This is a genomic window from Agrobacterium larrymoorei (genome assembly GCF_013322225.1).
GTDB classification, from domain to species: domain Bacteria; phylum Pseudomonadota; class Alphaproteobacteria; order Rhizobiales; family Rhizobiaceae; genus Agrobacterium; species Agrobacterium larrymoorei_A.
In genome coordinates, this window is the sequence record NZ_JAAMFB010000037.1 from 1 (window position 1) to 24,013 (window position 24,013).

Below are 24,013 nucleotides of genomic sequence, written 5' to 3' on the forward strand. Positions count from 1 at the left end.
ACTTCAACGCGCTGACGCCAATGATGGTGGCGGCATAATCGAGGCGGAAATCCACTTAGCGAAACGCCCGAAACTGTTCAAACAAACTGAGCCACCTCTCATCCAGATGTCGGTTTCTTCTTTCGTCAGCAACAGGACCGGCATGGCCTTTTCATGGATCGGCTTGACGAGGTCGTTCGGATCCGTTGTCAGAAAACCATAGAGATCGTCGGTGGTCAGCCCGTCCCGGACCTTACGGACGCTTTTCCATTGGGGCACATGGATACCGGCAAAAAACATCAGCGATTGTTCTTCGTCGCGTACAAACCAGGCGTTGGGCACATTGCCGCCGTCTTGTCTGCTCGCCGGATCCGGTTCAGCGAAACTGGTGACAGGAACGATGCATCGGTGCTCAACTCCGAACCATCGTGTCCAGTGCGGGAAGTTGAGCTTACGCACATTGGTCGTGCCACGGTCTGGTTCCATACGGATCAATTCGTCAAGGTCGAAGGGCTTGCCTTTAGCCGCGAGTTTCTCGGCTCTGCCTTTTGCTGCTTTCTCAAGAGCGAACCGAGGGGAGGGAAGGCCCCATCGCGCATGCACGAGCTGCGTCTTGCCGTCAGCCGTATTGCGGACGATCGGTCCCATCTGGTCGGGGTTCATCTGATAGGCCGGCATCAGGTTGATCAGGCTTTCCGCATCCTGGGCCCATTTCGAGACCCAATCCTTGTTTTCCATTCGATACAGGTTGCACATACAGCGCCATCCCTTTCGCTTAGGTCGCAGAAGGCAATCTAGCGGATGCTAGTAATTTCGCTAGACGAGCTGGAAAACGTCGGCGTTGTCCTGCCGTTCCCGCAAGCCTTTATAGGAAGCATGCCGCAGCTTGGCGTCCCCCGTCCAGGCCCTGAACTCGATCTCGGCGATCAGGGTTGGCTCCACCCAGACGATATCTGATTTTCCGGCAAAGGGTACGGGCGGCTGCTTTCGTTTCCAGCGCAGCCTGTCCAGCATCTTGCGCAGCCTGATCATCTCGGCTTCCTTGAAGCCTGTGCCGACGTTTCCGACGTGGACGAACTCGTCGCCACGATAGGCAGCCAGTACCAGGGAGGCAAAGCCGCCAGGCGATACCGCCGATGGTTCGTAGCCCACGATCATGAATGCTTCGCTCGCAACGCATTTGATCTTCACCCAGTCGCCAGTGCGACCGGAACGATAGGGCTGATCGATGTTCTTGCCGACGATGCCCTCGAGGCCAAGGCTGCGGAAGTATTCGAGCAGGACGTCAGGCTCGGCATCGACGGTTTCTGACACACGGATCGCACCGTTACAGCCCTTCAGTGTGTCCTCAAGAAGATGCCGGCGCGATCGGTATTCCATCTCCCTGAGATCATGGCCATCCAGATAAAGGAGGTCGAAGGCGTAGAGAACAGCATCAGAGGCGCGTTTGCCAGCTGTCCTCCCGGACGCACCCAATGACCTTTGCAGTAGCCCGAAATCCGGTCGCCCCTCATCGTCAAGCACCACCGCCTCGCCATCGATAATCATGGTCGCAGGACCAAGCGCTCTGGCGGCCTGTTCAATCGCCGGAAACCTGTGCGTCCAGTCATGGCCGCCACGGGTGAGGATGCGAACTCCTGTTGGCTCGATATGGACGGCCAGACGATAGCCATCCCACTTCAGTTCCCAGCTCCACTGGTGACCTTTGGGTGGATGCGCCTTGAGCTGCGCAAGCGCCGGCTCGACGCGATCAGGCATCGGATCGATCAAAAGCTGTGGCTGTGCGGGATTGCGCTTCCGCCGCGGCTTTGAGCGGATCGGGGCTTCGGTATCACGAAGGAGCGGTTTTGATCTCGGTGGCTTCGTCATTGGAAGAGTTCAGCACGAAAAGCTTAAGAAGATTGTGACGACTACGCTTTGTCCCCGATATCCACGTGTTAGGGGCTGACAGACGCGCCGCCTTCAAAATTAATTCCGCGATGCTTAGTCTTTGAATCCGTTTCGAATCTTCAAGGTTGCTAATCCTGGGACAATATTCCTCACCCTTGTCCCGCTTGACTCTTATTGCTCATCGGAACAAACAATGAACAAATAATCTGTACGACATGACGTCGATCTACTTAGCACGACCTTGAAGGGAGCCGTGAACGATGACCGCTGCCCGCCCCAGGGGGGTCTCCGATGCAATCTGCGATTTGCGCGATCGTATCGCCGCCTTGGAAGGTGTGACCGCAAAACGCGCGGGCACTCTCTCCTTTGGCGTTCGCGAGATCGATGCCTCTCTGCCCGGCGGCGGACTTGCCTATGGCGCGCTGCATGAGTTCGCGGGCGGTGGCTCAGGGACTGTGGATGGCGCGGCGGCGGCACTGTGTGTTGCCGGTATCGCTGCGCGAACGAAAGGCCCCGTCGTCTGGTGTCTGACGCGGCCGGATCTGTTCTTTCCGGCACTGGCCGAGGTGGGGCTTCATCCTGATCGGGTGATCTTCGTGGAGTCTGACAGGGAAGAGGATGTGCTCGCCAACATGGAGGAGGGCCTGTCATTTGGTGGACTGGGCGCGGTTGTGGGTGAGCTTGTCCGTTTGCCCATGGTGAGCTCTCGTCGCCTGCAGCTTGCAGCCGAACGGACGGGGACCATGGCGCTTGCGGTCCGGCGATGGCGACGGCAGACGGAGGCGAATGATTTTGGCCAGCCAACGGCGTCAACGACGAGATGGCGCGTTAGCGTGATGCCATCGGAGGAGTTGCCGGTACCAGGTGTGGGCAGGCCTCAATGGTTTCTGGAATTGATGCGCGTGAAAGCGGGTGAGTGTGCTGAGTTTCTCGTGAGGGCGTGCGATGACAAGGGTCGTCTCGATCTATCTTCCGGATCTGCCGACGGATCGCATTCGCCGCGGCGATCCGTCCATTCCGCCTGAATTGCCAATCGCCGTGATCGCAAAGAGCGGTTCGAAGCGGTGGGTGTCGTCTGCGGACGCAAACGCTCGAAAGGCAGGCGTGCATGTCGGCATGGCGGCGGCGAAGGCGCAGTCGCTGTTTCGCGGTCTGATGCTGGTCGACGCAGACGATGAAGCGGATCGTGCCGCACTCGAGCGCATCACACTCTGGGCCTTAACGATCTACTCTCCGATCGTCGCTGTCGACGGGATCGACGGCATTGTCATGGACACAGAGGGCGCCGACCATCTTCAGGGCGGTGAGTTGCCCATGGTCACGAAAATTGCCAACCAGTTTCTTGCCAAAAAGCTTACCGCCCGTGTAGCTGTTGCCGATAGCTGGGGTGCTGCCCACGCCTGTGCCCGCGCGATCAACCGCGAAACGATCGTCATTCCACCCGGTAAGACGGCCCGCGCCGTCGAAAAGCTGTCGATTGCGCTTCTGCGTCTTCCGGCAAAAATTGTGAGCGATCTGCGCCTCCTCGGTTTCCAGACGGTCGGTGAGCTCGCCAACACTCCACGCGCGCCACTGACCCTTCGCTTCGGTCCGGAGGTCGGGCGTCGTCTCGACCAGATCTTTGGCCGCATCGCCGAGCCGATCGAACCCATCCGGACTCCGGAACTGGTCGAAGTCTCGAAAGCTTTTGCCGAACCGATAGGGGCGGCAGAGACAATCGACAAATATGTCGGGCGGCTTGTCATCGAACTGGTCGCTGCTCTTCAGAAATGCGGTCTCGGCGTCCGCCGTGCTGATCTCATCGTTGAGAAGGTCGACGGTACCAGACAAGCGATCCGTGCGGGAACAGCCAAGCCTGCCCGCGATGTGGCATGGCTGACAAAACTGCTTCGAGATCGGACGGAAAAGATCGAGCCCGGTTTGGGGATCGAAAAGCTCACTCTGGTCGCTGTTATGGCCGAACCACTGGAGGAGGTGCAAAAGACGTCCTCAATGGTTGAGGAGGAGGTGAGGGACGTCACGCCTCTCATCGACATCTACGGAAACCGCGGCCAGCGGGTTTACCGTGTTGCACCGGTGGCCTCGGATGTGCCGGAACGTTCGGTCCAGCGGATCAGTCCTGTTGCTGAACCGATCACCGTTGCTTGGGTCGGCCATTGGCGCCGGCCAGTCCGCCTGCTGCCACATCCGGAGCTGATCGAGGCGATTGCGCTGATGCCGGACCGCCCACCGGTGTCGATCCTGTGGCGTGGCAAGCGCCGCAAGGTCAAGCGTGCCGACGGGCCTGAGCGCATTTTTGGGGAGTGGTGGCAGCGCGATGCCGAGATGGAGGCTGTGCGCGATTATTTCGTGATCGAGGACGAGGCAGGAGAGCGGCTATGGGTATTCCGCTCCGGCGATGGTGTTGATGCCGAAACTGGATCTCATCGCTGGTTCTGCCATGGGATTTTCGCATGAGTTACGCCGAGCTTCAGGTCACGACCCATTTTTCGTTTCTGCGTGGAGCTTCGTCTGCGCAGGAACTCTTCGAGACCGCAAAGCTAATGGGAATACGAGCACTCGGTGTCGTTGATCGCAATTCGCTCGCCGGGATTGTCCGTGCGCTCGAAGCGTCGCGTGCAACGGGCATACGGCTTGTCGTGGGATGTCGTCTGGATCTCGCCGATGGCATGTCTCTGCTTGTCTATCCCATGGATCGAGCCGCTTATTCGCGGTTGACGCGTCTCATCACGCTCGGCAAGTCGCGCGGCGGCAAGAACAACTGCATCCTGCACTGGGATGATGTCATGGCCTACGCGGAAGGCATGATCGGCGTTCTCGTACCGGATCTACCGGATGCCACCTGTGCCGCACAGCTTCGCAGGATGGCGCAGCTGTTTGGCGATCGTGCATACGTGTCGCTCTGCCTGCGCCGGCGCCAGAATGACCAGATGCGGTTGCATGAGTTGTCCAACCTGGCCGCCCGATTTAAGATGAAAACAGTCGTTACCAATGATGTGCTGTTCCATGAGCCGGGCAGGCGGCAATTGCAGGACATCGTGACCTGCATCAGGCACAACACAACGATTGATGATGTTGGATTCGAGCGCGAGAGACACGCCGATCGATACCTGAAGCCACCGGAAGAGATGGAGCGGCTCTTTCCGCGATATCCGGAAGCACTATCGCGAACCATGGAGATCGTCAGACGCTGCAAGTTCAGCCTCGAAGAGCTTACCTACCAATACCCGGAGGAAGCCATCGTGCCGGGCAAGGATGCTCAAGCCTCGCTGGAGCATTATGTCTGGGAATTTGCGCCGGACCGGTACCCAGAAGGTCTGCCGCCGGATGTCTTGAAGACCGTACGCCACGAGCTCGATCTCATCCGCACCATGAAATACGCCCCGTATTTCCTGACCGTGTTTTCGATCGTGCGCTTTGCCAGAAGCCAGGGCATTCTCTGTCAGGGCCGGGGATCGGCGGCCAACAGCGCCGTCTGCTACATTCTCGGCATCACCTCAATCGATCCCTCGACCAATGATCTCCTGTTCGAGCGTTTCGTCAGCCAGGAACGAGACGAGCCACCGGATATCGATGTCGATTTCGAACATGAACGGCGCGAGGAGGTCATCCAGTGGATCTACAAGACATACACCAAGGACAAAGCGGCCCTTTGTGCGACCGTCACCCGCTACCGGGCCAAGGGCGCAATCCGCGATGTCGGTAAGGCGCTTGGCTTGCCTGAAGATGTGATCAAGGCGCTGTCATCGGGCATGTGGTCCTGGTCAGAAGACGTGCCCGACAGAAACATCAAGGAGCTTAATCTCAACCCAGGCGACCGGCGCTTAGCGCTGACCCTGAAGCTGGCACAGCAATTGATGGGGGCACCACGCCATCTTGGTCAGCATCCGGGAGGTTTTGTCCTGACCCATGACCGCCTGGACGATCTCGTTCCCATCGAGCCGGCGACGATGAAGGACCGCCAGATTATCGAATGGGACAAGGATGATGTCGAGGCGCTGAAGTTCATGAAGGTCGATGTTCTTGCACTCGGCATGCTGACCTGTATGGCAAAAGCGTTTGATCTCATTCGCGAACACAAAGGCCAGACTATAGATCTGTCGTTGATCGAACAGGAAGATGCGGCGACCTATGCGATGATCCGCAAGGCTGACACGCTCGGCACGTTCCAGATCGAAAGCCGCGCGCAGATGGCGATGCTGCCGAGGCTAAAACCGCGCACCTTCTATGATCTCGTCGTGCAGGTGGCGATCGTGCGCCCTGGCCCTATCCAGGGCGATATGGTGCATCCCTATCTTCGCCGGCGTGAGGGCAAGGAGCCGGTAGAGTATCCCACGCCCGAATTGGAAGACGTTCTCGGCAAGACGCTGGGCGTGCCGCTGTTTCAGGAAAGCGCCATGCGCGTCGCCATGGTCTGTGCCGGCTTTACTGGCGGCGAGGCCGATCAGCTGCGCAAATCAATGGCCACCTTCAAGTTCACCGGTGGCGTCTCGCGCTTCAAGGACAAGCTCGTCTCCGGCATGGTGAGGAATGGATATTCAGCCGAGTTCGCCGAAAAGACCTTTTCGCAGCTCGAGGGATTTGGCTCCTACGGTTTTCCGGAAAGCCATGCTGCTTCCTTTGCGCTCATTGCCTACGCCTCGAACTTTATCAAATGTCACTATCCGGACGTCTTCTGCGCAGCGCTCCTGAACAGCCAGCCGATGGGCTTTTATGCTCCGGCCCAGATCGTCGGCGACGCGATCAAGCATGGCGTCGCGGTGCGGCCGGTCTGCGTTAACCGCTCGCGCTGGGACTGCACATTGGAGAAGATCGACAGCACCGATCGGCATGCCGTTCGGCTTGGGTTTCGGCAAGTGAAGGGATTGGCCGTGGCGGACGCCGCGCGGATCGTGACAGCGCGCATGAACAGCCCGTTTGTGTCTGTCGATGATATGTGGCGCCGCTCCAGTGTGCCGACGGAGGCTCTTGTCCAATTGGCGGAAGCCGATGCGTATCTGCCGTCGCTGAAACTCGAGCGGCGTGATGCGCTCTGGGCGATCAAGGCGCTGCGCGATGAGCCCTTGCCCCTGTTTGCGGCGGCCGCCGAACGGGAGGTGGCAGCGATTGCGGAACAGCAGGAGCCGGAGGTCTTGATTCGGCAGATGACCGACGGCCACAATGTCATCGAGGACTATAGCCATACCGGCTTGACCCTGCGCCAGCATCCAGTTGCCTTCCTGCGCAACGACCTGTCAGAACGTAACATCATCACCTGTGCGGACGCGATGAATGCAAGGGACGGGCGGTGGGTTTACACCGCCGGTCTGGTGCTCGTGCGCCAGAAGCCGGGATCTGCCAAGGGTGTGATGTTCATCACCATCGAGGACGAAACCGGGCCTGCCAATATCGTCGTCTGGCCGTCACTATTCGAAAAGCGCCGGCGCATCGTGCTGGGATCATCGATGATGGCGATCAATGGTCGCATCCAGCGGGAAGGGGAGGTCGTTCATCTCGTGGCACAGCAACTGTTCGATCTCTCAGGCGACCTCGTCGGGCTGGCTGATCGCGATACGGAGTTCAGACTGCCGACCGGGCGAGGGGATGAGTTTGCTCATGGCGGCGGGCCGGATTCACGGGATCGACCGAAGCCAGTTGTTCCGCGGGATATGTTTACGCCGGATCTTCATATCGATACGTTGAAGGTGAAGAGTAGGAATTTTCAGTGAAAAATGCTCAGACCGAGCGTGTCGAGGGTGCGCATGCACCTTCAAAACCGCTTTAATCCTCAGGCGTGATGACTTGGGATGCGACGGCAATAGCTTTCGGTGTCGCGTTCGGAAAAGGGTGAGCTGGAACTGGAAGCGAGGCGAGGCGCGCCTCTGTCTCTGGCGAGACATGACAGCGCAGGCCTGAGACTGGCCCCATGCCATACCGGGCAAAGTAAGGCCTTACGAGGTCGTAGCCACGTTGGTCGCCTGACTGAAAGTGACGAAAAATCCAGTAGGCGATCAAATCCGCCATCTGAATCAGGCGCGATGCCTTTGAATCCAGAAAAAGCGGGACTTCGGCAAAGTTGCGAAGTTGGCCGTGGGCATGCCCCACGTGCTTGAACACGTGAGAGAGGGTTTGGATTTTCTCCTCATAATTGCTTTTGTCGAGGATGACCAAGCCGCGCTGGGGGTTCTTTTTCTTATAAAGCGTCTTCAGATAGCCATCAAAACACGAAGCCACCTCCTCGAAGCTGCGAGCCAGAATATCGTTCGGAGAGAAGAGCTTTTTTTCGATGACGCAGGCGTAGACCTTCAACTGCAACTGCTTGTCGGCCAGTAGCGACAAGATATCGACGACGGCTTGAACTCTGTCGTTGGGAGGCACACCTTTCCAGGTACCGTTGCCCGAGCGCATTGGGTTTCCGTGGAACTCAATTTCTCGAGGATTGCTTGAGCTAAAGCGCGCCGCTACAGGATCTATCTGGGCTTCCAGCCAATGCGTTTGGCGCTCGAATATGCTAAAGCCTGCAAGGACAAAGAAGTCGGAGCTTGGATCATGCGAGTGACCAGACTCGTCGAGATATAGTAGATGCAACGAATCCCCCTGAAACGAAAAAGCGGACCGCATGCGGTCCGCTCCAATTCGGTAAGCCGAGTGAAACAATCGTTCAACGCACCGACGGATCAGCGCTCTCGACTATGACCAACATATATCTGCTGCCGACCGTCATTTCAAGGGGCGGCTCCATATGTGTGGGTCCGCAATCGCGACGGCCGGCATTCGTGGCTTCACGTCGTATGACCCTTCTCCTGCAGTCGTGGGCATAGCCTCCAACCTGATGTCCAGATCGGAAGAGCAATAGCCCTGGAGGGCGCCAGCAGCAACGATGATATGCGCACATCAGTATGATCATTGTTTGTCGGAGGCGACCTATGGAGGCGTGCCAATCCCGCTCTTGATGGATGGCTTCCTGGTCCGGCGCCGGATCTCCGCCGATCAACCCGCTGACGGGGTCCGCTAGCAAGCTGCGGCCGCTCCTGGCTTTCGCCTCCGCGGTGATCGCGACCGGTTCCGGACACTGACGGTTGCCATCGAGCGGGAATGGCCCGCTCCAAAGATGGAGCCTCAGATGAACACCGATCTTCCTCTTGCGCAGAACCACGCCTTCCAGCTTTCCCGCACCCTCATGGTTCCAGTCACGCTGTTCAGGTCCGGCGACGAGTTCGGCGTTCTGCCGAGCGACGAACTCGATGACGAAGACGATCTGGAGATCGTGCATGAATATGTTCCGGGGGGGTCTCATTGAGACCCTTCATCTCCTGTGTGCCGCTTGCGAGCGGCAGGAGGCAAGGGAAGCTTCGCCGCGGCTGGCAGGTCATCCGAGGCGGAATGCAAATCTGCAGATTGCCAGCCGCGCCCTTGCCCCCTTTGCTCTTCGCGGCCGCCGGAAACGGTCCCGCAAAGTGCGGGAGACATGAATCTGGAGAGAAGGGCGGCGCCAAGCGCCGAGAAAATAATGGAAAAACAGAAACTGGAGGAACTTCGGGACCGCGTCTTGTGCGCAGCAGTGCTGGAACAGGCCGGTTTTGCCATCGACATCAAGGAAAGCACCCGCAAGGGACAAAAATACCGGCGCGGTTCGGAAATCGTGATCGTCATCCATGAGGGGCGGGGATGGTTCGATCCACTGTCCGACGCGAAGGGCGATGTCTTTAGTCTCGCGGAGCATTTGGACGGCGTGACCTTCGTCGAGGCGCTCGACCGGGTAGCCGCTCTTGTCGGCATCGTCGCCAGGGATCCTGCCTGGTCTCGACCGGCCGGAAAGCCCGCTCACAGCAGTTCCGTCTCTGGACGCTGGGCAACACGACGTAGGCCGTGGCAGGGATCAATGACCTGGCGCTATCTGCGCACCGAGCGCTGCCTACCGGCAACGATCATCCGGGAGGCCATCCAAAGTAATGTCCTTCGGGAAGGCCCTTATGGCAGCATGTGGGCCGCGCATGTCAATGACGATGGTGTTGTTACTGGATGGGAGGAGCGCGGTCCCGATTGGCGCGGCTTTTCGGCAGGCGGTTCTAAAATTCTCTTTCGCTTTGGCTCTTTCGACGCCAAGCGTCTTTGCGTCACTGAAGCGGCGATCGACGCCATGAGCCTTGCGGCATTCGAGGGGCTTCGCGAGGGTAGCCTCTATCTCAGCACCGGCGGTGGGTGGTCGCCGGCGACAGAAGCGGCAGTCCGCAAGCTGGCCGCGCGTCCCGGTACTGTTCTGGTCGCGGCCACCGACGCCAATATCCAGGGCGAGACCTTTGCCGGCCGCCTCCGCGCCATTGCCGATGAGGTCGGTTGCGACTGGTTGCGTCTGAAGCCGCCGACCGAGGACTGGAATGAAGCGCTCAAGGCGAGGGAGAAAGAAAAGAGGGAGAGACGAATGGAAACAAGCGGAGGCCTGCCGCATGCCCGCCGGTCGCGTCAAGGGTGAAGCTTCGCCCGCTCAAGAGCGGCCCTTGACCCGCCCGGACGGAGAGGCGGCGTGACGGGAGGGGTCATGAAGGACTGAAGAGGATGGTGGGTCGGCAGGCACCACCGCGCTTCGGTTCGGACAGGGCCAGAGGAGCCGTCAATGAGCACCCCTTCCGCAATCCGTAAAGTCTACCAGGGCATCACTGAGCGCCATCAGATGTTCCGGCTGTTCGATCGGCATGCACAGCGTCCTCACCGTTTCGACGGTGACGCGCGCGCGCTTTATGCTGGCGAATGGTTCGAAATCACCGACCGCGAACACGACTACATGTTCGAGATCCTGCCGCCGCTTTGGATCCGGGGCTCGATGTTCGCAATGCGCGAATTCCTGACAGGATCCGTCACATCGGTTTTCTTCGCTCTACGGATCGACGGGGTCATCCGTCACTTCCATGGCTATTGCGATCTCTCCGACGGCCGGTCGGTGGAAGACATGCGGCTGGCGATCATCGAGCGGGAGACGCGTCCGGTACGGGCGATGACGCGGGACGAACGTCTTGAGCACATCTGGAGCGCCACGTCGGATGCCTATCGCGGCTACTCCGACGAAAGCTCTCCCCATTATTTGCCGGGTTATCGCCTCATCACTCTCTACAGCGAGGCTGGCTCTGCCAGGTTGAAGCTGCTCGACGACCTGACCGACGACGAGATCGCCAGCAAGCTGCCCGTTCAGCTGCGCCATCTTCCCGATGCGGCAGTCGCAGCGTGAGGAGATGCGTGCCATGCTTTCCTTTCCGATTGAATCCGTGCGGGCAGTGATCGCGCGTGGTCGCGCCGACGCCGAGGCCAACGGCGGCTACCGCAATCCCCATTACGGCCTTCATCCCAGCCGCGACGAGCAGCCGGGTGTATGGCTCGTGGGAGACCACGGTGTCTACCTGTGCTCGAACGGCAAATTGCCGGATGGAGAAAAGCCGTTCGTCGCCTATGCGCTCGAATGCGACCCCCGCACGAACGAAGACTGGTTCGCGGTCAAGCGCAGGACGTTCGGCGGAGACGACGGCGTCGAATTCATCGAGGCCGCGCAACTGGAGGCGATGATCTCTGCCTGCCCAAACGCGAGGCATCTTGGCGTTAGCTTCCAGCCGGACTCGATGGAAATCTTCGTCATCGAGTGGTCATAGCGTCCCCGCTGCATCGGGTCCCCAACGTCAATCAGCGTCCTTCGCCGCCAATCGCCCTGGCGGAACGATGACGCGCGCTTTCACTAGGAGATTTTATCATGAGCAACGATCCTTTCACCCTCGACATATTCGGCAATACCGCACTCACGTCCGGTCTTGGCCTCGGCGTGACGGCCTTTGGGAGCTTCGCGCCCGAGGCGGCTGTCGAACCAGCCAACGATGACGATCCAGATCCGACGCCGCCGGCGCCAGCGCCGGCAGCCGCACCCCCGCGGCCCCCTTCACACCCAAGGAGGCTCCGGGCAAACTTCTATATCGAGGGTGACCGCAGGTTACCTTCGACCTGGAAGGATCGTGCCCGCGCCAATGTTGCGGCGATCCTCGTTGCCAATAACATCTCCAAGCAGGACCGGCCGGCGACGCCAAAGGAGCAGGCGCAGTTGATCCGCTTTACCGGCTTTGGCGCCGGCGAGCTGGCCAACGGCATGTTTCGGCGGCCGGGGGAGGTGGATTTCCGCCAGGATTGGGATGAGCTCGGGACCTCGCTCGAAACCGCCGTCTCCGAAGCGGATTATGCGTCTTTGGCCCGCTGCACCCAGTACGCCCATTATACGCCAGAGTTCATCACCCGAGCGATCTGGGTTGGCATCCAGAGGCTCGGCTGGCGCGGCGGCCGGGTGCTGGAACCGGGCATCGGTACGGGCCTGTTCCCGGCCATGATGCCGGAGACATATCGCGACGCCGCTTATGTGACCGGGATCGAGCTCGATCCGGTCACAGCCCGCATCGCGCGCCTGCTTCAGCCGAAGGCCCGGATCATCAATGGTGACTTTGCTCGCACCGATCTCGCGCCGATCTACGATCTCGCCATCGGCAATCCGCCCTTTTCCGATCGGACGGTTCGATCCGACCGCGCTTATCGCTCACTCGGCCTACGCTTGCATGACTACTTCATCGCGCGCTCCATCGAGCTCCTGAAGCCGGGCGCGCTCGCCGCCTTTGTTACCTCGCACGGCACGATGGACAAGGCCTATACGACGGCGCGGGAACATATTGCCAAATCCGCCGATCTGATCGCGGCGATCCGGCTTCCCGAGGGCAGCCTTCGCCGCGACGCCGGCACGGACGTTGTCGTCGACATTCTCTTCTTCCGCAAGCGCAAGGCGGGCGAGCCGGAGGGGGATCTGACATGGCTCGACGTTGATGAGCTTCGCCCCGCGACTGACGACGAAGGCGCTATTCGTGTCAATCGCTGGTTCGCCCGCCACCCCGACTTCGTGCTCGGCAGCCACGCGCTGACCTCCGGACCATTTGGCGAAACCTACACCTGCTTGCCGCGCGACGGTGAGGATCTTGAAGCCCTCCTCGCCGCTACGATCGATCTCCTGCCGGCTGATCTCTATGACGGCGAGCCGACACCGATCGATATCGATCTGGAGGACGAGCTCGGTGAGATTGTCGATCTGCAGCCGAGGGAGAGGGCCATCCGTGAGGGCAGCTTCTTCCTCGACCGGACAAAGGGCCTGACGCAGATGCTCGACGGATCTGCCGTGCCGATCACTGTCCGCAAGGGCCGATCGGGCGATGGAATTTCCGAGACGCATGTGCGGATCATCAGCAAGCTGATCCCGATCCGTGACGCCGTGCGCGAAGTGTTGAAGGCGCAGGAACAGGACCGCCCGTGGAAAGATCTCCAGGTTCGGCTGCGGATTGCCTGGTCGAGTTTCGTGCGCGACTTCGGGCCGATCAACCACACCACCGTCTCCATCCAGGAGGACGCCGAGACTGGCGAGGTCAGGGAGACCCACCGCCAGCCGAACCTTGCGCCCTTCCGTGATGATCCCGATTGTTGGCTGGTCGCCTCGATCGAGGACTACGATCTTGAGACCGATACGGCCAAGCCGGGTCCCATCTTTTCGGAACGCGTGATTGCCCCGCCGGCGGCGCCGACCATTACATCTCCTGCAGATGCGCTCGCCGTCGTACTGAATGAACGCGGGCACGTCGACATCGACCATATCGCCGAGCTGCTCCACAGCGATCCCGCGACCGTGCTCGACGAACTGGGCGACGAGGTGTTTCGCGACCCGGCTGACGGATCCTGGCAGACGGCCGATGCCTATCTCTCTGGTTCGGTCCGCACCAAGCTCGCCGCCGCAGAGGCCGCAGCCGCGCTGGATCCCGCCTATGAGCGCAACGTGCGTGCGCTTCAGGACGTTCAGCCAGCCGATCTTCGCCCCTCCGACATCACTGCCCGGCTCGGTGCGCCGTGGATCCCGGCTGCCGATGTTGTCGCGTTCGTGAAGGAGAAGATGCAGGCTGATATCAGCATCCATCATATGCCGGAGCTTGGCTGCTGGACGGTGGAGGCTCGGCAGCTTGGATACAGCGCCGCCGGCACGTCGGAATGGGGAACGAGCCGCCGCCATGCTGGTGAGCTGCTCGCTGATGCACTGAACAGCCGGGTTCCCCAGATCTTCGACACCTTCAAGGATTCCGATGGTGAGCGCCGGGTCCTGAACGTCGTCGATACCGAAGCAGCCCGCGACAAGCTGCAAGGGATCAAGCAGGCATTCCAGGACTGGGTGTGGACCGATCCCGATCGCACCGACCGCCTGGCGCGCGATTACAACGATCGCTTCAACAATATCGCGCCGCGTAAGTTCGACGGCTCCCATCTCAAACTTCCCGGCGCCTCTGGCGCCTTTGTTCTTTATGGGCACCAGAAACGCGGCATCTGGCGGATCATCGCCGACGGTTCTACCTATCTCGCTCACGCCGTCGGCGCCGGCAAGACAATGACGATGGCCGCCGCCATCATGGAACAGCGCCGGCTCGGCCTGATCGCCAAGGCGATGCTCGTCGTGCCCGGCCATTGCCTGGCGCAGGCGGCGCGCGAATTTCTAGCGCTTTATCCGAATGCCCGCATTCTCGTCGCCGACGAGACCAATTTCACCAAGGACAAGCGGGCCCGCTTCCTGTCGCGGGCGGCAACCGCGACCTGGGATGCGATCATCATTACTCACTCGGCGTTTCGCTTCATCGCCGTGCCATCGGGCTTCGAGCAACAGATGATCCAGGACGAATTGCAGCTTTACGAGGATCTGCTGACAAAGGTCGAAAGCGACGACCGTGTTTCGCGCAAGCGCCTCGAGCGGCTGAAAGAGGGATTGCAGGAGCGGCTCGAGGCTCTCGCGACCCGAAAGGACGATCTTCTGACCATATCCGAAATCGGCGTCGACCAGATCGTCGTCGACGAGGCGCAGGAATTCCGCAAACTCTCGTTTGCCACCAACATGTCGACGCTGAAGGGTATCGACCCGAGCGGCTCGCAGCGAGCCTGGGATCTCTACGTCAAATCCCGCTATATCGAAACGAAGAATCCCGGCCGCGCTCTGGTGCTCGCATCAGGCACGCCGATCACAAACACGCTCGGCGAGATGTTTTCGATCCAGCGCCTGCTCGGCCATGCAGCACTCGCTGAACGCGGGCTGCACGAGTTCGATGCCTGGGCCTCCTGCTTTGGCGACACGACGACCGAACTCGAAATCCAGCCGTCGGGCAAATACAAGCCCGTGAGCCGCTTCGCGTCCTTCGTCAATGTGCCGGAACTGATCGCCATGTTCCGCTCGTTCGCGGATGTGGTGATGCCGGAGGATCTTAGGCAGTATGTAAAGGTGCCCAACATCTCGACCGGGCGTCGGCAGATCCTGACGGCCAAGCCGACGGCTCTGTTCAAGACCTACCAGCAGATGCTGGACGCGCGCATCAAGGGGATCGAGCAGCGCGAAGGTCCCGCCAAGCCGGGCGACGATATTCTGCTCTCGGTCATCACGGATGGGCGCCACGCGGCGATCGATCTACGTCTCGTCATGCCAAGTGCCGACAATGAAGAGGACAACAAGCTCAATCTGCTCATCCGCAATGCGCACCGGATCTGGAAGGAAACGGCCGCGGCAATCTACCGGCGCCCAGATGGTAAAGAGTTCGAGCTGCCGGGCGCGGCGCAGATGATCTTTTCCGATCTCGGCACGATCAACGTCGAGAAAACGCGCGGCTTCTCGGCCTATCGCTTCATCCGCGATGAACTGATCCGCCTCGGCGTGCCGGCGTCGCAGATTGCCTTCATGCAGGACTACAAGAAGACGGAGGCCAAGCAGCGGCTGTTCGGCGATGTCCGCGCAGGCAAGGTTCTTTTCCTGATCGGTTCGTCGGAAGCCATGGGCACCGGTGTCAACGCCCAGCTTCGGCTGAAGGCGCTCCACCACCTTGATGTGCCGTGGCTGCCGTCGCAGATCGAACAGCGCGAGGGACGCATCGTCCGCCAGGGCAACCAGCATGACGAGGTTGATATCTTCGCCTATGCCACAGAGGGCTCGCTCGACGCCTCGATGTGGCAGAACAACGAACGCAAGGCCCGGTTCATCGCCGCCGCTCTCTCCGGCGACACGTCGATCCGCCGGCTGGAGGATGTAGGTGAAGGGGCCGCCAATCAGTTCGCCATGGCAAAGGCCATCGCCTCCGGCGACGAGCGGCTGATGCAGAAGGCTGGACTGGAGGCCGATATTGCCCGGCTTGAACGGCTGCGGGCCGCCCACGAGGACGATCAGTATGCCGTTCGCCGGCAGATGCGGGACGCGGAGCGTGAGATCAAGATATCGACCCGGCGGATCGCGGAGATTGGGGAGGACATCGCGCGGCGACAGTCGACAGGTGGCGATGCCTTCACGATGGTAGTGCTTGGGCAGGACTACACCGAGCGCAAGGAGGCCGGGCGGGCCCTGATGAAGGAGATCCTCACGCTGCTGCAGTTGCAGAGGCAAGGCGAGGTGCATCTGGGGACGATCGGCGGCTTCGATCTCGTCTATGAGGGCGAGCAATTCGGTAAGGGCGATGGCTATCGTTACGAGACGCTGCTTCAGCGAACCGGCGCAGACTACGAGATCGAATTGCCTGTGACAGTGACGCCGCTCGGGGCGATTTCGCGCCTCGAACATGCGCTCGACGGGTTCGACGAGGAACGGGTACGTTATCGCCAGCGGTTAGAGGAGTACCGACGCCGGCTGACCTCGTATCAGTCACGACAGAGTGGGGAGTTTGCCTTCGGTGATGAGCTTGCCGACAAGCGCCGGAAGCTCCGAGAAGTCGAGGAAGCGCTCGCGAACTCCCTGCTCGACGACGTGGACACCGAAAGGACGGCCGCTTAGCCGGTCTGTTGACGCAATTCGTCAACCAGTTCCGGGTGACGGTCAAGGAGACGCAGCAACTGACTGGTCGGCCCGCTCGGCTCGACCAGTCCGCGTTCGTACTTGTCGAAGGCGTTCTCACCGACCTTGAGAATGCCTCCTGCCTCCCGCTGCGACAGGTTCAGTTTCTGTCGCACACGCCGGATCGTGGTGGGTGAGGGAATACCCTCGACCTCTTCCTTCAGCGCGCGCAGCGCCGCATCCGTCACCTCCATGTCGTCGCCAACATGCACGCCGTCGTCGCCATTTTCCGGATAATAACCGGGAAGATCGACCGTCCTGCTCTTGCCCTTATAGGTCACGACGAACGGGCGAACGTCACGGCGCAGGACCTCGCCGGTCTCCGGAGAGACCATCGTGTCGGGCAGTATCTTTTCCGCAGATGCCATCCTATTTCTCCTTGAACGACATGACCCGGAATTCGGTGATCACGTCCGCCTGGAACTTTACATAGAGCACCATGTCTTCGTCCGGCACGGGAACATGGTAGACGACCTGCCAGACGCGATGATCGGCATTGGTCGTCATCGACTTGTAACACATGCGCCGGTCGATCCCTCCGATCGTTGAAACGATGGCAGAGCGATCGTAGCCGAGAGACGCTGCGTCACGAAGGGCCGTTGTCGTGATCGCCAAAGCCCGCACGGAGCCGAAGGCAGCCTTGATTGCTTCGAGATCGTATGTCGGCCGCATCTTTTCAATGTCTCAATATGCCACCTTAATGGTGGCATATTGAGATGAGCAAAGGAGGGAAAGAAAGGAAAAGGAAAACCCCTCTCGCAGATCGGGCTTCCCGGCGACGCTTCGCTCAACCGCCCCCTGCGCAACCCTGCCGTCGTTCTCGCAAGGCTTTGCCCCGCTCGCCCTGACAGTCAGGGCCGCTCGCACGCAGTTGCGCCGGTGCACCCGCCCTGCGGTCCGGGAGATGTCTTCGGAAAGAACTGAAGGCAGGAAGGACCGGTGAGGTGCCGGTTCCGATATCCCGGAAGGAACAGATCCCATGCAGATCCTCAAACTCGATCCCCGTGCTCTGAAGGACAATCCCGACGACACCCGCCGCTCGAAATCGTCTCCGCAATCCGATGCGCTGCTTCTGGCGACGGTAAAGGCTGTCGGCATCATCCAGCCCCCGGTCGTCTCGCCAGAAGTCGATGGCGGCAATGGCTATATCATCCAGGCCGGACACCGCCGCGTGAAGCAGGCAATCGCGGCCGAGTTGGAGGAAATCACTGTTCTTGTCGTCGAAGCGGCCAACGACAATGGCGCCATGCGTTCGATGGTGGAGAACATCGCCCGTGAGCCGCTCAATCCTGTCGACCAATGGCGCGGCATCGAGCGCCTCGTCGCACTCGGTTGGACCGAGGAAGCGATCGGCGTCGCGCTCGCATTGCCGCTCCGCCAGATCAGGAAGCTCAGGCTTCTCGCCAACGTGCTGCCGGCCATGCTCGATCAGATGGGGCTTGGCGACATGCCGAACGAGCAGCAGCTCCGGACCATCGCCGCAGCCTCTCTCGACGAGCAGAAAGAGGTCTGGAAGGCCAACAAGCCAAAGAAGTCCGAGCGGGCCGACTGGTACAATATAGCGCGGGCGCTCTCCAAGACCCGTATGTTCGCCAGGGATGCGAGCTTTGACGATGATCTCGCGCAAGCCTATGGCATCGAGTGGGTCGAGGACCTGTTCGCGCCTGCCGACCAGGACAGCCGCTATACGACCAATGTCGAAGCATTCCTTGGCGCCCAGCAGGAATGGATGACATCGAACCTCCCGAAGAAGGGCACGATCGTGGAAGTCAATAACTGGGGCCAGCCGGACCTGCCGAAGAAGGCGGAACGGGTCTACGGCAAGCCGTCAAAGTCCGATCATGTCGCCATGTACCTAGACCGGGACGGAAAGGTGCAGTCGGTCGCCTTCCGCATGCCGGAAGAAAAGAAGAAGGGCAAGGGCGGCGCCGCGATCGCGGTCGGCGATGGGGCCGTACACGACGGTTCCGTCATCGATGCGCCGAAGCAGCGTCCGGACGTGACACAGAGGGGACAGGACATGATCGGTGATTTCCGCACCGACGCCCTGCATGAGGCGCTCGGCCGTGCGCCGATCGAAGACGACATGCTGATGGCGCTGCTTGTACTCGCCTTCGCCGGCCTCAACGTCCGTATCGATTCCGGTGCGAACGACAATGTGTTCGGACCGAAGCGGTTCAAGCGCCACGCAGCTCGGCTGATCGGTGAAGGCGGAAAGCTTGCCTTCGATACGGAAACGCTGCGGGTCGCAGCCCGCTCAGTGCTGATCGACGTCCTGTCTTGCCGCCGCGGCATGTCGAACAGCGGTGTCGTCTCTCGTATTGCCGGGGACGCCATCGGCGCCGACAGCTTCCTGCCGAATATGGGCTCGGAGGACTTTATGTTGTGCCTGTCGCGCCAGGCGCTCGAAGCGGCGGCCAAAGAGGCGAACGTGCTTCCACGCCAGAAGGTCCGGGAAACCCGCTCGGTGCTGGTCGACCACTTCAAGGAAGAGCGTTTCGTCCATGCCTCCGCACTGTTTGCGCCGGATGCGAGCGAAATCGCCGATCTGCTGAAGCATGCCGACGACCTCGACATGGATGAGGCATCCGTCGACACGGATGCGACCGCGCCAGAGGATGACGCTATCGACGGCAACCCTGTCGCTCCAGACCCTGAGAACGAGGATGGCGGAGCTGTCGAAAACGGCGCCGCGGATGAAGCGCCAGCCGAGGAAGACGACAGCCTCGATCGGTCCTACGACGAAGATACCTCTTCGGAGATTTTCGACGGTGACGCCGATGAGGCCGATCCCGATGAGCAGTCCGCCTACGGGATCGCGGCGGAGTAGCCGCGTCCTCCATTTCCCTTCCGAATGCTCTCCCGCCGCCGATGGTCTCCATCGGCGGCGGTCTCGTTTTCACAACCCCTAGAATTGAGGGAGAATCCGCATGTCCGCACACACAATCCTTTCCGCCCCCTTGGGCTCGATCGTTTCCTGGTCAGATGGCACACCGCGCCCGCCAGAGCGGCACAGCAAGAAGCTGGCCGTCTGGAAAATCCGGAACAGCTCCGGCCGCCTGATCCGCAAGGAGGACTCTCGAGCCCTTGGCGGCTACATCGCGCCGGCCGCCTTTACCCTGCATGAGGGTGATATCGGCAGCCGTGGCACGATCGTCGTCAAAATCCTGAGAACATTCGGCGTTGACAGCACGCTGGCCTTCACCGTGATCGAGCGTCCGCCGGTCGGATCGATCCGCGTCTTTGATCGACCCGGCCCATCGCATGAACTGGTTCATCTTGCCGTGAACCGAGAGGCGGCTGAGGCATGGCTTAAACTCCACCCGCATCCCTTCGCCGTTCTCGAAGAGGTGACGGCCGACGAAGTCGCGGCCAATCACGTCGAGGGGAGGGCAGCATGACAACGCCTCTTCCCCCAGCCGCTACCACCGTCTCTACCCCTGAATATTCAGGGGTAGAATTCAGCGTCAGCGCCGGCGGCTTTGCAGTCGCCCGGATCGGTGAGATCACGCTTACCATGCTGCCCTTATCCGGGGGCGGCGGGCTTCTGGCGAGCGCATGGCGCGCGCACCGCCCACTTTGCGACCTGACACGCGCTGACTTCTACAGCCACGAGGGCCGGCTTGCCGACGAGGCCGATTTCCGGGCGCGCGTGCTCGAAACGGCGGAGCACAGGCGCGAGCTTGCTCTGCTCAATCGCGTGCAGACACGGATGTCGTGCAGCACGCCATGGGGTGCGTCGCAAATGGCGACCATCTATGCGGAAGGGATCGTCTCGCATGTCACCGCCGGTCACGGCGGCTTCAAGCTGTCGGCCCAACGCAACAGCAAGGTTCATCCAATGCTGTGCGCGCCGGACGGCTGGTATGAGGAGGACTGCGCCTGGTCGATCGTCACTTTCACCTATCCGCAGTTCTTCACGTCCTGTGAGCGCCGGAGGGCGGAAAGGCATCTCAAGGATTGGTGGCCGGAAGCGTGGGAAGCAATTTCCGGGCAGGTCCTGGCGCCGGGCGAATCCCATGCGAAAGATCGCAAGGCGTTTGAGCTGGCGCATGCAGACGATTGGGTGGCGATCTCGGCGCTGAAATCCGATCATCATCCCGGCATGACCGAGGTGATCGCCACCCGTGGTGGCAAGCGTGATCACCATGTCGATGAGCGCCGCTTTCTGGTTCCGACCACCGAGTATACCGTCGGACGCTTTGGCTTCGTGATCGATGAAGCCCGTCATGCTGCGTATGACGGCCCGTCAAGCTTGGTGTCATGGGCGGGGAGGGGCGCGATATGACAACGATCAGCCCCCAGGTACTCTTCGCCCGCATGGAGGCATCGCGCCGCGAGACCCGTCATCTCGATCTGGTGCAGCGACAGATTGCGGCCCGTGCCGAGCGTGTGACGGTCACCCAGAAGGCGAAGTCCAGTGAAAAGGTCGGGGTCGCGCTGGACGCGCTCCGAAGCGGGTTGTTCCAGTCTCATCTTCAGGCTCTGGAATTCCAGCGGCGGGGCGAGATCGAAGCGCTGTCGCGCAAGCTCGCCCGACAGGATGCGGCGATTGCCGCTCTCCGCGCGAGGCTGGAACTGCATCCTGGCATCAATGAGAAGAGTGCAGCATGCCCCGCCTTGTCATTGAAACCACCGCCATCTGCCGATTGATCGGCAGGGTATTTATGCGGCGGCAAGCCACGGGACGAGGAGGTTGATCCGATGAGTGCAAAGCATCACGACAAGCTTCCGCCGCTTGACCCGCAGGAGGAGGCCGCACTTCAGGATTACGCGGCCCGGCACGGGCGGTCCTGGAAACGCATCCTCAATCGCGCGTGGATGGGCGAGGCGCCCTGTGACGACGGTCAGGTGTTGCGCAGGCTTCGGAACACACATGGACCCACATGGCTCGACCGTTACCGCCTGCCGAAGCGCCCGGTTGATCCGAAGCGGTTTCCGGCTGAGCATCCCTGACCGCTGACCGCTGACCGCTGCCCCCTGACCCGTGACCTAGCGCGTACCCGTCGCCTGCCCACGAACGCGGCGCGCTGGACAAGAGCCTGCGATCTCATCGCGGCGGCAATCATCTCGTCGGATTGTCGGTAATCCGTATCGAGCGGGTGACAGTGCCCCGTTGTCTGGTTCATCGGCAGTCTGTTCGTCAAACGGGGCGGGAGGCTTCCGATTGGTGGTGTTGAAGCCGAGGTGCCTTGAGGTGGGTCCGGCGAACACCCTGCATGAGATTCCTCCCGGTGCTCACATCTGGTGTCGCCCCTGCCGGCCTGTCCTCCGGTTTTGCTGCGGTCTGAACCAGCGCCCGTTCGGTTCAAGGCCGCGTTCCGCGCCGCGGGGCGGCCGGTCATGCCGCTCTCGGCAAAGCAGCCATATGGGCGTCGCAGGTCTGTAAGACCCGCTTGCCCGCATGACTGCTTCGCTCGATCTGGCCCGCCCGGACCCTGAACCGCCCGGTTTACGCCGGTTCTTGTCGACCGCACCGAAGGACAGACCGGCAGGGGCCGGAACCGCTTCGGCGAACCGAAAGGGAACCACCATGGCAAAGTCCGCGACCTCTTCCCGCCAATCCACACACTCGGCCAACCGCCCCACCGCCCGCGTCGTGCAGCTCCGCAAAGGCGCCACGATCGAAATGGTCCGCCTGACATGCCCGGATGAAACGCAAGCGCTGCGCATCGCCGAAAGCTTCGGTACCGCCATCCTCGATAGCGACTGCATCCGCGACATGCACGAACGTCTCATCGTCGAAACCGCGACTGGCCTTTCAGACGGCCTCGGCGAACGGGCAATGCAGATCCATCTGCAGCGGATCGTCGGAGCCTATGTCGGCTCGGCCCACGGCGCCGGCCAGTTCTACAGCAAGGCTGTCACAGAAGCGCGCGATGCCACCGCCAAGGGTGCCGCAGACGCCCGCGACGAGGACCTTGATGGCCCCGTCGGATATGACAGCGCCGCGCAGCGCAAGCGCGAATTTGCGGCTGACATGGGCATTCAGGCCCATGCGCTCCGGATGGCCGCCGAAGGCGCCGTTTCCGCCTACGAACAGATCGTCGGAGAAGCCTGGAAGCCCTTTGACCGCCCGGTCGATAATCCCGGCCAGACACTCGACCGCAAGGCTGCCGCTGCGCAGATGTCGGCCTTCGATTGAGGCCAACAGGGCGGAGCTTCGGCTCTGCCCATTTTTCTCGATTACGGTATTTACTGCACTAACGGCGTTGAGCGAGGCGGGCTCAGGGTTTTGTTGCGATCATGCTCGTTACAGTCTCGATTTTGTCGATCCAGTCCGCTGCGGTGGCGTTGGTCCAGGAGACAATCTTGCGAATGCGATCATATTCCTCCTGAACGTTCCGCCGAAAAATCGGCTCGTGATGGGCAATGCGATTGCGGAGGTCACGAATCTTGAACAGTGTATCGTTGCCTTCCCCGCGCAGAGCCTGAATCGTCCTGGTATTGTCGGTGTGTGGAAACACAGTTCGGAAATGCGCGTTCCAGATCGCACCGTCATGACCGTAAGTCAGCATCTTTTCCCAGAAGACGAAATTCAACTCGGCAACGATTTTGCCGGATGTCGGGAGTGAGCGATGTCCCATCAGGTTTCGGCGCGGACTATATCCGGTCGGCGGGTTTCGCAAACTGATTTCGAAGCCGCGCTCCCAAGGCCAGTTTGCACCATAAGTCGCTTCGATTGCCGTGACGATTGAATTTCGGACGCTGACTTCACATATCTGCAGAGGAACAAAGAAGGCCGCCGAAAGTTCAAGGTTCCATCTGTAGAGTTCCAGGGCCTGTTCCTTGTCACCGCTCTTTTCGGCCAGATAGGTTGCAAAGCGAGGAGCAGACAGGACAGCGGGAAGATTCTGGATTTCGTCATGTGTGAATGGCAATTCAATCAGTTCCTTGCTGATCCGGAAGTCGGCTTGTCGTTGACAAGTACACCGGATTCGGACTAAATAGAAATCGAAAGGCGCGTGAGGTCGCGGGGTAACACCACCCTCATCGTCATACGATAAATGGAAAAGGCCCGCCATTGGCGGGCTTTTTTCATTCGGGCAGGATCTTCCGTCCGCGTGTGCCTACGGACACCAAATTTCTCTCATCCAAGTCCTGACAAGCACGGACAATTGCCTTTCCATATCCCGCGCGCCGGTGAAAATGGCACCGACGTGTTGGTTTCCATGCGGAACTGAGCCGGTTAGGCAGATAATTTCCATTGAGAACTGAGCCATGTGAACCTTCCCCCCAACGCGGTGAGCGACGGGGGCA

General features: G+C 60.6%; 20 protein-coding genes. 14 read left to right on the top strand and 6 right to left on the bottom strand.

Annotated elements, in window-relative coordinates:
* Positions 1–3: 3 nt before the first annotated feature.
* Together G6L28_RS20810 and ligD are read right to left on the bottom strand one after the other, a co-directional pair.
* Positions 4–735 carry an SOS response-associated peptidase family protein gene (locus G6L28_RS20810; protein WP_234902681.1) on the bottom strand — a complete coding sequence of 244 codons (732 nt, stop codon included), beginning with the start codon at positions 733–735 and terminating at the stop codon, positions 4–6.
* 60 nt (positions 736–795) lie between these two features.
* Entirely contained in the window at positions 796–1,848 is a 1,053-nt protein-coding gene (ligD, locus tag G6L28_RS20815; protein WP_174066128.1) for a non-homologous end-joining DNA ligase, read from the bottom strand.
* 281 nt (positions 1,849–2,129) lie between these two features.
* Here ligD and G6L28_RS20820 point away from each other — a divergent pair, with 281 nt between their 5' ends.
* Genes G6L28_RS20820 through G6L28_RS20830 form a run of 3 tightly spaced genes read left to right on the top strand, consistent with a single transcriptional unit; the run spans position 2,130 to position 7,577 of the window.
* Entirely contained in the window at positions 2,130–2,894 is a 765-nt protein-coding gene (locus tag G6L28_RS20820) for an ImuA family protein (RefSeq protein ID WP_174066130.1), read from the top strand.
* Complete coding sequence (locus tag G6L28_RS20825) at positions 2,815–4,326, top strand: Y-family DNA polymerase (RefSeq protein WP_174066132.1); 1,512 nt, start codon at positions 2,815–2,817, stop codon at positions 4,324–4,326. The genes G6L28_RS20820 and G6L28_RS20825 overlap by 80 nt, the downstream gene beginning before the upstream one ends.
* The gene (locus G6L28_RS20830) at positions 4,323–7,577 is read left to right on the top strand and encodes an error-prone DNA polymerase (RefSeq protein WP_174066134.1); all 3,255 of its coding nucleotides are present in this window, start codon (positions 4,323–4,325) and stop codon (positions 7,575–7,577) included. The genes G6L28_RS20825 and G6L28_RS20830 overlap by 4 nt, the downstream gene beginning before the upstream one ends.
* Before the next feature lie 52 nt (positions 7,578–7,629).
* Here the strand turns inward: G6L28_RS20830 and G6L28_RS20835 are convergent, their stop codons facing one another.
* A complete protein-coding gene (locus G6L28_RS20835) occupies positions 7,630–8,469 on the bottom strand; it encodes a DUF3800 domain-containing protein (protein WP_174066136.1) in 840 nt (279 codons plus the stop codon).
* 502 nt (positions 8,470–8,971) lie between these two features.
* Here G6L28_RS20835 and G6L28_RS20840 point away from each other — a divergent pair.
* The 5 genes from G6L28_RS20840 (at position 8,972) to G6L28_RS20860 (ending at position 16,693) form a co-directional block, all read left to right on the top strand.
* On the top strand, positions 8,972–9,148 hold the full coding sequence (locus G6L28_RS20840; protein ID WP_174066138.1) for a hypothetical protein: 177 nt from the start codon (positions 8,972–8,974) through the stop codon (positions 9,146–9,148).
* Positions 9,149–9,358: 210 nt separating this feature from the next.
* Positions 9,359–10,321, top strand: a complete 963-nt coding sequence (locus G6L28_RS20845; RefSeq protein ID WP_174066146.1) for a DUF3991 and toprim domain-containing protein — start codon at positions 9,359–9,361, stop codon at positions 10,319–10,321.
* 141 nt (positions 10,322–10,462) lie between these two features.
* Positions 10,463–11,071 carry a DUF1419 domain-containing protein gene (locus G6L28_RS20850; protein WP_174066148.1) on the top strand — a complete coding sequence of 203 codons (609 nt, stop codon included), beginning with the start codon at positions 10,463–10,465 and terminating at the stop codon, positions 11,069–11,071.
* 13 nt (positions 11,072–11,084) lie between these two features.
* Positions 11,085–11,486 (top strand): DUF3085 domain-containing protein, encoded by a 402-nt coding sequence (locus tag G6L28_RS20855; protein ID WP_174066150.1) that lies wholly within the window; start codon positions 11,085–11,087, stop codon positions 11,484–11,486.
* 98 nt (positions 11,487–11,584) lie between these two features.
* Positions 11,585–16,693 (top strand): DEAD/DEAH box helicase family protein, encoded by a 5,109-nt coding sequence (locus G6L28_RS20860; protein ID WP_174066152.1) that lies wholly within the window; start codon positions 11,585–11,587, stop codon positions 16,691–16,693.
* Here the strand turns inward: G6L28_RS20860 and G6L28_RS20865 are convergent.
* Both G6L28_RS20865 and G6L28_RS20870 read right to left on the bottom strand, forming a co-directional pair.
* On the bottom strand, positions 16,690–17,121 hold the full coding sequence (locus G6L28_RS20865) for a type II toxin-antitoxin system MqsA family antitoxin (RefSeq protein ID WP_113100969.1): 432 nt from the start codon (positions 17,119–17,121) through the stop codon (positions 16,690–16,692). The two genes, G6L28_RS20860 and G6L28_RS20865, sit on opposite strands and share 4 nt — an antisense overlap.
* A 1-nt stretch (position 17,122) precedes the next feature.
* The gene (locus tag G6L28_RS20870) at positions 17,123–17,425 is read right to left on the bottom strand and encodes a type II toxin-antitoxin system MqsR family toxin (protein WP_202033802.1); all 303 of its coding nucleotides are present in this window, start codon (positions 17,423–17,425) and stop codon (positions 17,123–17,125) included.
* A gap of 307 nt (positions 17,426–17,732) precedes the next feature.
* Between G6L28_RS20870 and G6L28_RS20875 the strand changes: the two genes are divergently transcribed.
* From G6L28_RS20875 to G6L28_RS20900, 6 genes are all read left to right on the top strand, one after another.
* The gene (locus G6L28_RS20875; protein ID WP_174066153.1) at positions 17,733–19,583 is read left to right on the top strand and encodes a ParB N-terminal domain-containing protein; all 1,851 of its coding nucleotides are present in this window, start codon (positions 17,733–17,735) and stop codon (positions 19,581–19,583) included.
* A 100-nt stretch (positions 19,584–19,683) separates the two neighbouring features.
* Positions 19,684–20,154, top strand: a complete 471-nt coding sequence (locus G6L28_RS20880) for a hypothetical protein (protein WP_174066155.1) — start codon at positions 19,684–19,686, stop codon at positions 20,152–20,154.
* Positions 20,151–21,041: a DUF7007 domain-containing protein gene (locus G6L28_RS20885; RefSeq protein ID WP_174066157.1), complete on the top strand. Its 891-nt coding sequence runs from the start codon at positions 20,151–20,153 to the stop codon at positions 21,039–21,041. The genes G6L28_RS20880 and G6L28_RS20885 overlap by 4 nt, the downstream gene beginning before the upstream one ends.
* Positions 21,038–21,406, top strand: coding sequence for a hypothetical protein (locus tag G6L28_RS20890; protein ID WP_174066159.1), 369 nt, complete (start codon positions 21,038–21,040; stop codon positions 21,404–21,406). Before G6L28_RS20885 ends, G6L28_RS20890 begins: the two co-directional genes overlap by 4 nt.
* A gap of 51 nt (positions 21,407–21,457) precedes the next feature.
* Positions 21,458–21,709 (top strand): hypothetical protein, encoded by a 252-nt coding sequence (locus G6L28_RS20895; RefSeq protein ID WP_174066161.1) that lies wholly within the window; start codon positions 21,458–21,460, stop codon positions 21,707–21,709.
* A 577-nt stretch (positions 21,710–22,286) separates the two neighbouring features.
* A complete protein-coding gene (locus G6L28_RS20900; RefSeq protein WP_174066163.1) occupies positions 22,287–22,898 on the top strand; it encodes a hypothetical protein in 612 nt (203 codons plus the stop codon).
* 82 nt (positions 22,899–22,980) lie between these two features.
* Here the strand turns inward: G6L28_RS20900 and G6L28_RS20905 are convergent, their stop codons facing one another.
* Positions 22,981–23,634: a hypothetical protein gene (locus tag G6L28_RS20905; RefSeq protein ID WP_174066165.1), complete on the bottom strand. Its 654-nt coding sequence runs from the start codon at positions 23,632–23,634 to the stop codon at positions 22,981–22,983.
* Positions 23,635–24,013 lie beyond the last annotated feature (379 nt).

What these genes read in the sequence shown, in the direction of transcription:
- G6L28_RS20810 (WP_234902681.1), bottom strand. Translation starts at nt 735, where the DNA reads ATGTGCAACCTGTATCGAATGGAAAACAAGGATTGGGTCTCGAAATGG.
- ligD (WP_174066128.1), bottom strand. Translation starts at nt 1,848, where the DNA reads ATGACGAAGCCACCGAGATCAAAACCGCTCCTTCGTGATACCGAAGCC.
- G6L28_RS20820 (WP_174066130.1), top strand. Translation starts at nt 2,130, where the DNA reads ATGACCGCTGCCCGCCCCAGGGGGGTCTCCGATGCAATCTGCGATTTG.
- G6L28_RS20825 (WP_174066132.1), top strand. Translation starts at nt 2,815, where the DNA reads ATGACAAGGGTCGTCTCGATCTATCTTCCGGATCTGCCGACGGATCGC.
- G6L28_RS20830 (WP_174066134.1), top strand. Translation starts at nt 4,323, where the DNA reads ATGAGTTACGCCGAGCTTCAGGTCACGACCCATTTTTCGTTTCTGCGT.
- G6L28_RS20835 (WP_174066136.1), bottom strand. Translation starts at nt 8,469, where the DNA reads ATGCGGTCCGCTTTTTCGTTTCAGGGGGATTCGTTGCATCTACTATAT.
- G6L28_RS20840 (WP_174066138.1), top strand. Translation starts at nt 8,972, where the DNA reads ATGAACACCGATCTTCCTCTTGCGCAGAACCACGCCTTCCAGCTTTCC.
- G6L28_RS20845 (WP_174066146.1), top strand. Translation starts at nt 9,359, where the DNA reads ATGGAAAAACAGAAACTGGAGGAACTTCGGGACCGCGTCTTGTGCGCA.
- G6L28_RS20850 (WP_174066148.1), top strand. Translation starts at nt 10,463, where the DNA reads ATGAGCACCCCTTCCGCAATCCGTAAAGTCTACCAGGGCATCACTGAG.
- G6L28_RS20855 (WP_174066150.1), top strand. Translation starts at nt 11,085, where the DNA reads ATGCTTTCCTTTCCGATTGAATCCGTGCGGGCAGTGATCGCGCGTGGT.
- G6L28_RS20860 (WP_174066152.1), top strand. Translation starts at nt 11,585, where the DNA reads ATGAGCAACGATCCTTTCACCCTCGACATATTCGGCAATACCGCACTC.
- G6L28_RS20865 (WP_113100969.1), bottom strand. Translation starts at nt 17,121, where the DNA reads ATGGCATCTGCGGAAAAGATACTGCCCGACACGATGGTCTCTCCGGAG.
- G6L28_RS20870 (WP_202033802.1), bottom strand. Translation starts at nt 17,425, where the DNA reads ATGCGGCCGACATACGATCTCGAAGCAATCAAGGCTGCCTTCGGCTCC.
- G6L28_RS20875 (WP_174066153.1), top strand. Translation starts at nt 17,733, where the DNA reads ATGCAGATCCTCAAACTCGATCCCCGTGCTCTGAAGGACAATCCCGAC.
- G6L28_RS20880 (WP_174066155.1), top strand. Translation starts at nt 19,684, where the DNA reads ATGTCCGCACACACAATCCTTTCCGCCCCCTTGGGCTCGATCGTTTCC.
- G6L28_RS20885 (WP_174066157.1), top strand. Translation starts at nt 20,151, where the DNA reads ATGACAACGCCTCTTCCCCCAGCCGCTACCACCGTCTCTACCCCTGAA.
- G6L28_RS20890 (WP_174066159.1), top strand. Translation starts at nt 21,038, where the DNA reads ATGACAACGATCAGCCCCCAGGTACTCTTCGCCCGCATGGAGGCATCG.
- G6L28_RS20895 (WP_174066161.1), top strand. Translation starts at nt 21,458, where the DNA reads ATGAGTGCAAAGCATCACGACAAGCTTCCGCCGCTTGACCCGCAGGAG.
- G6L28_RS20900 (WP_174066163.1), top strand. Translation starts at nt 22,287, where the DNA reads ATGGCAAAGTCCGCGACCTCTTCCCGCCAATCCACACACTCGGCCAAC.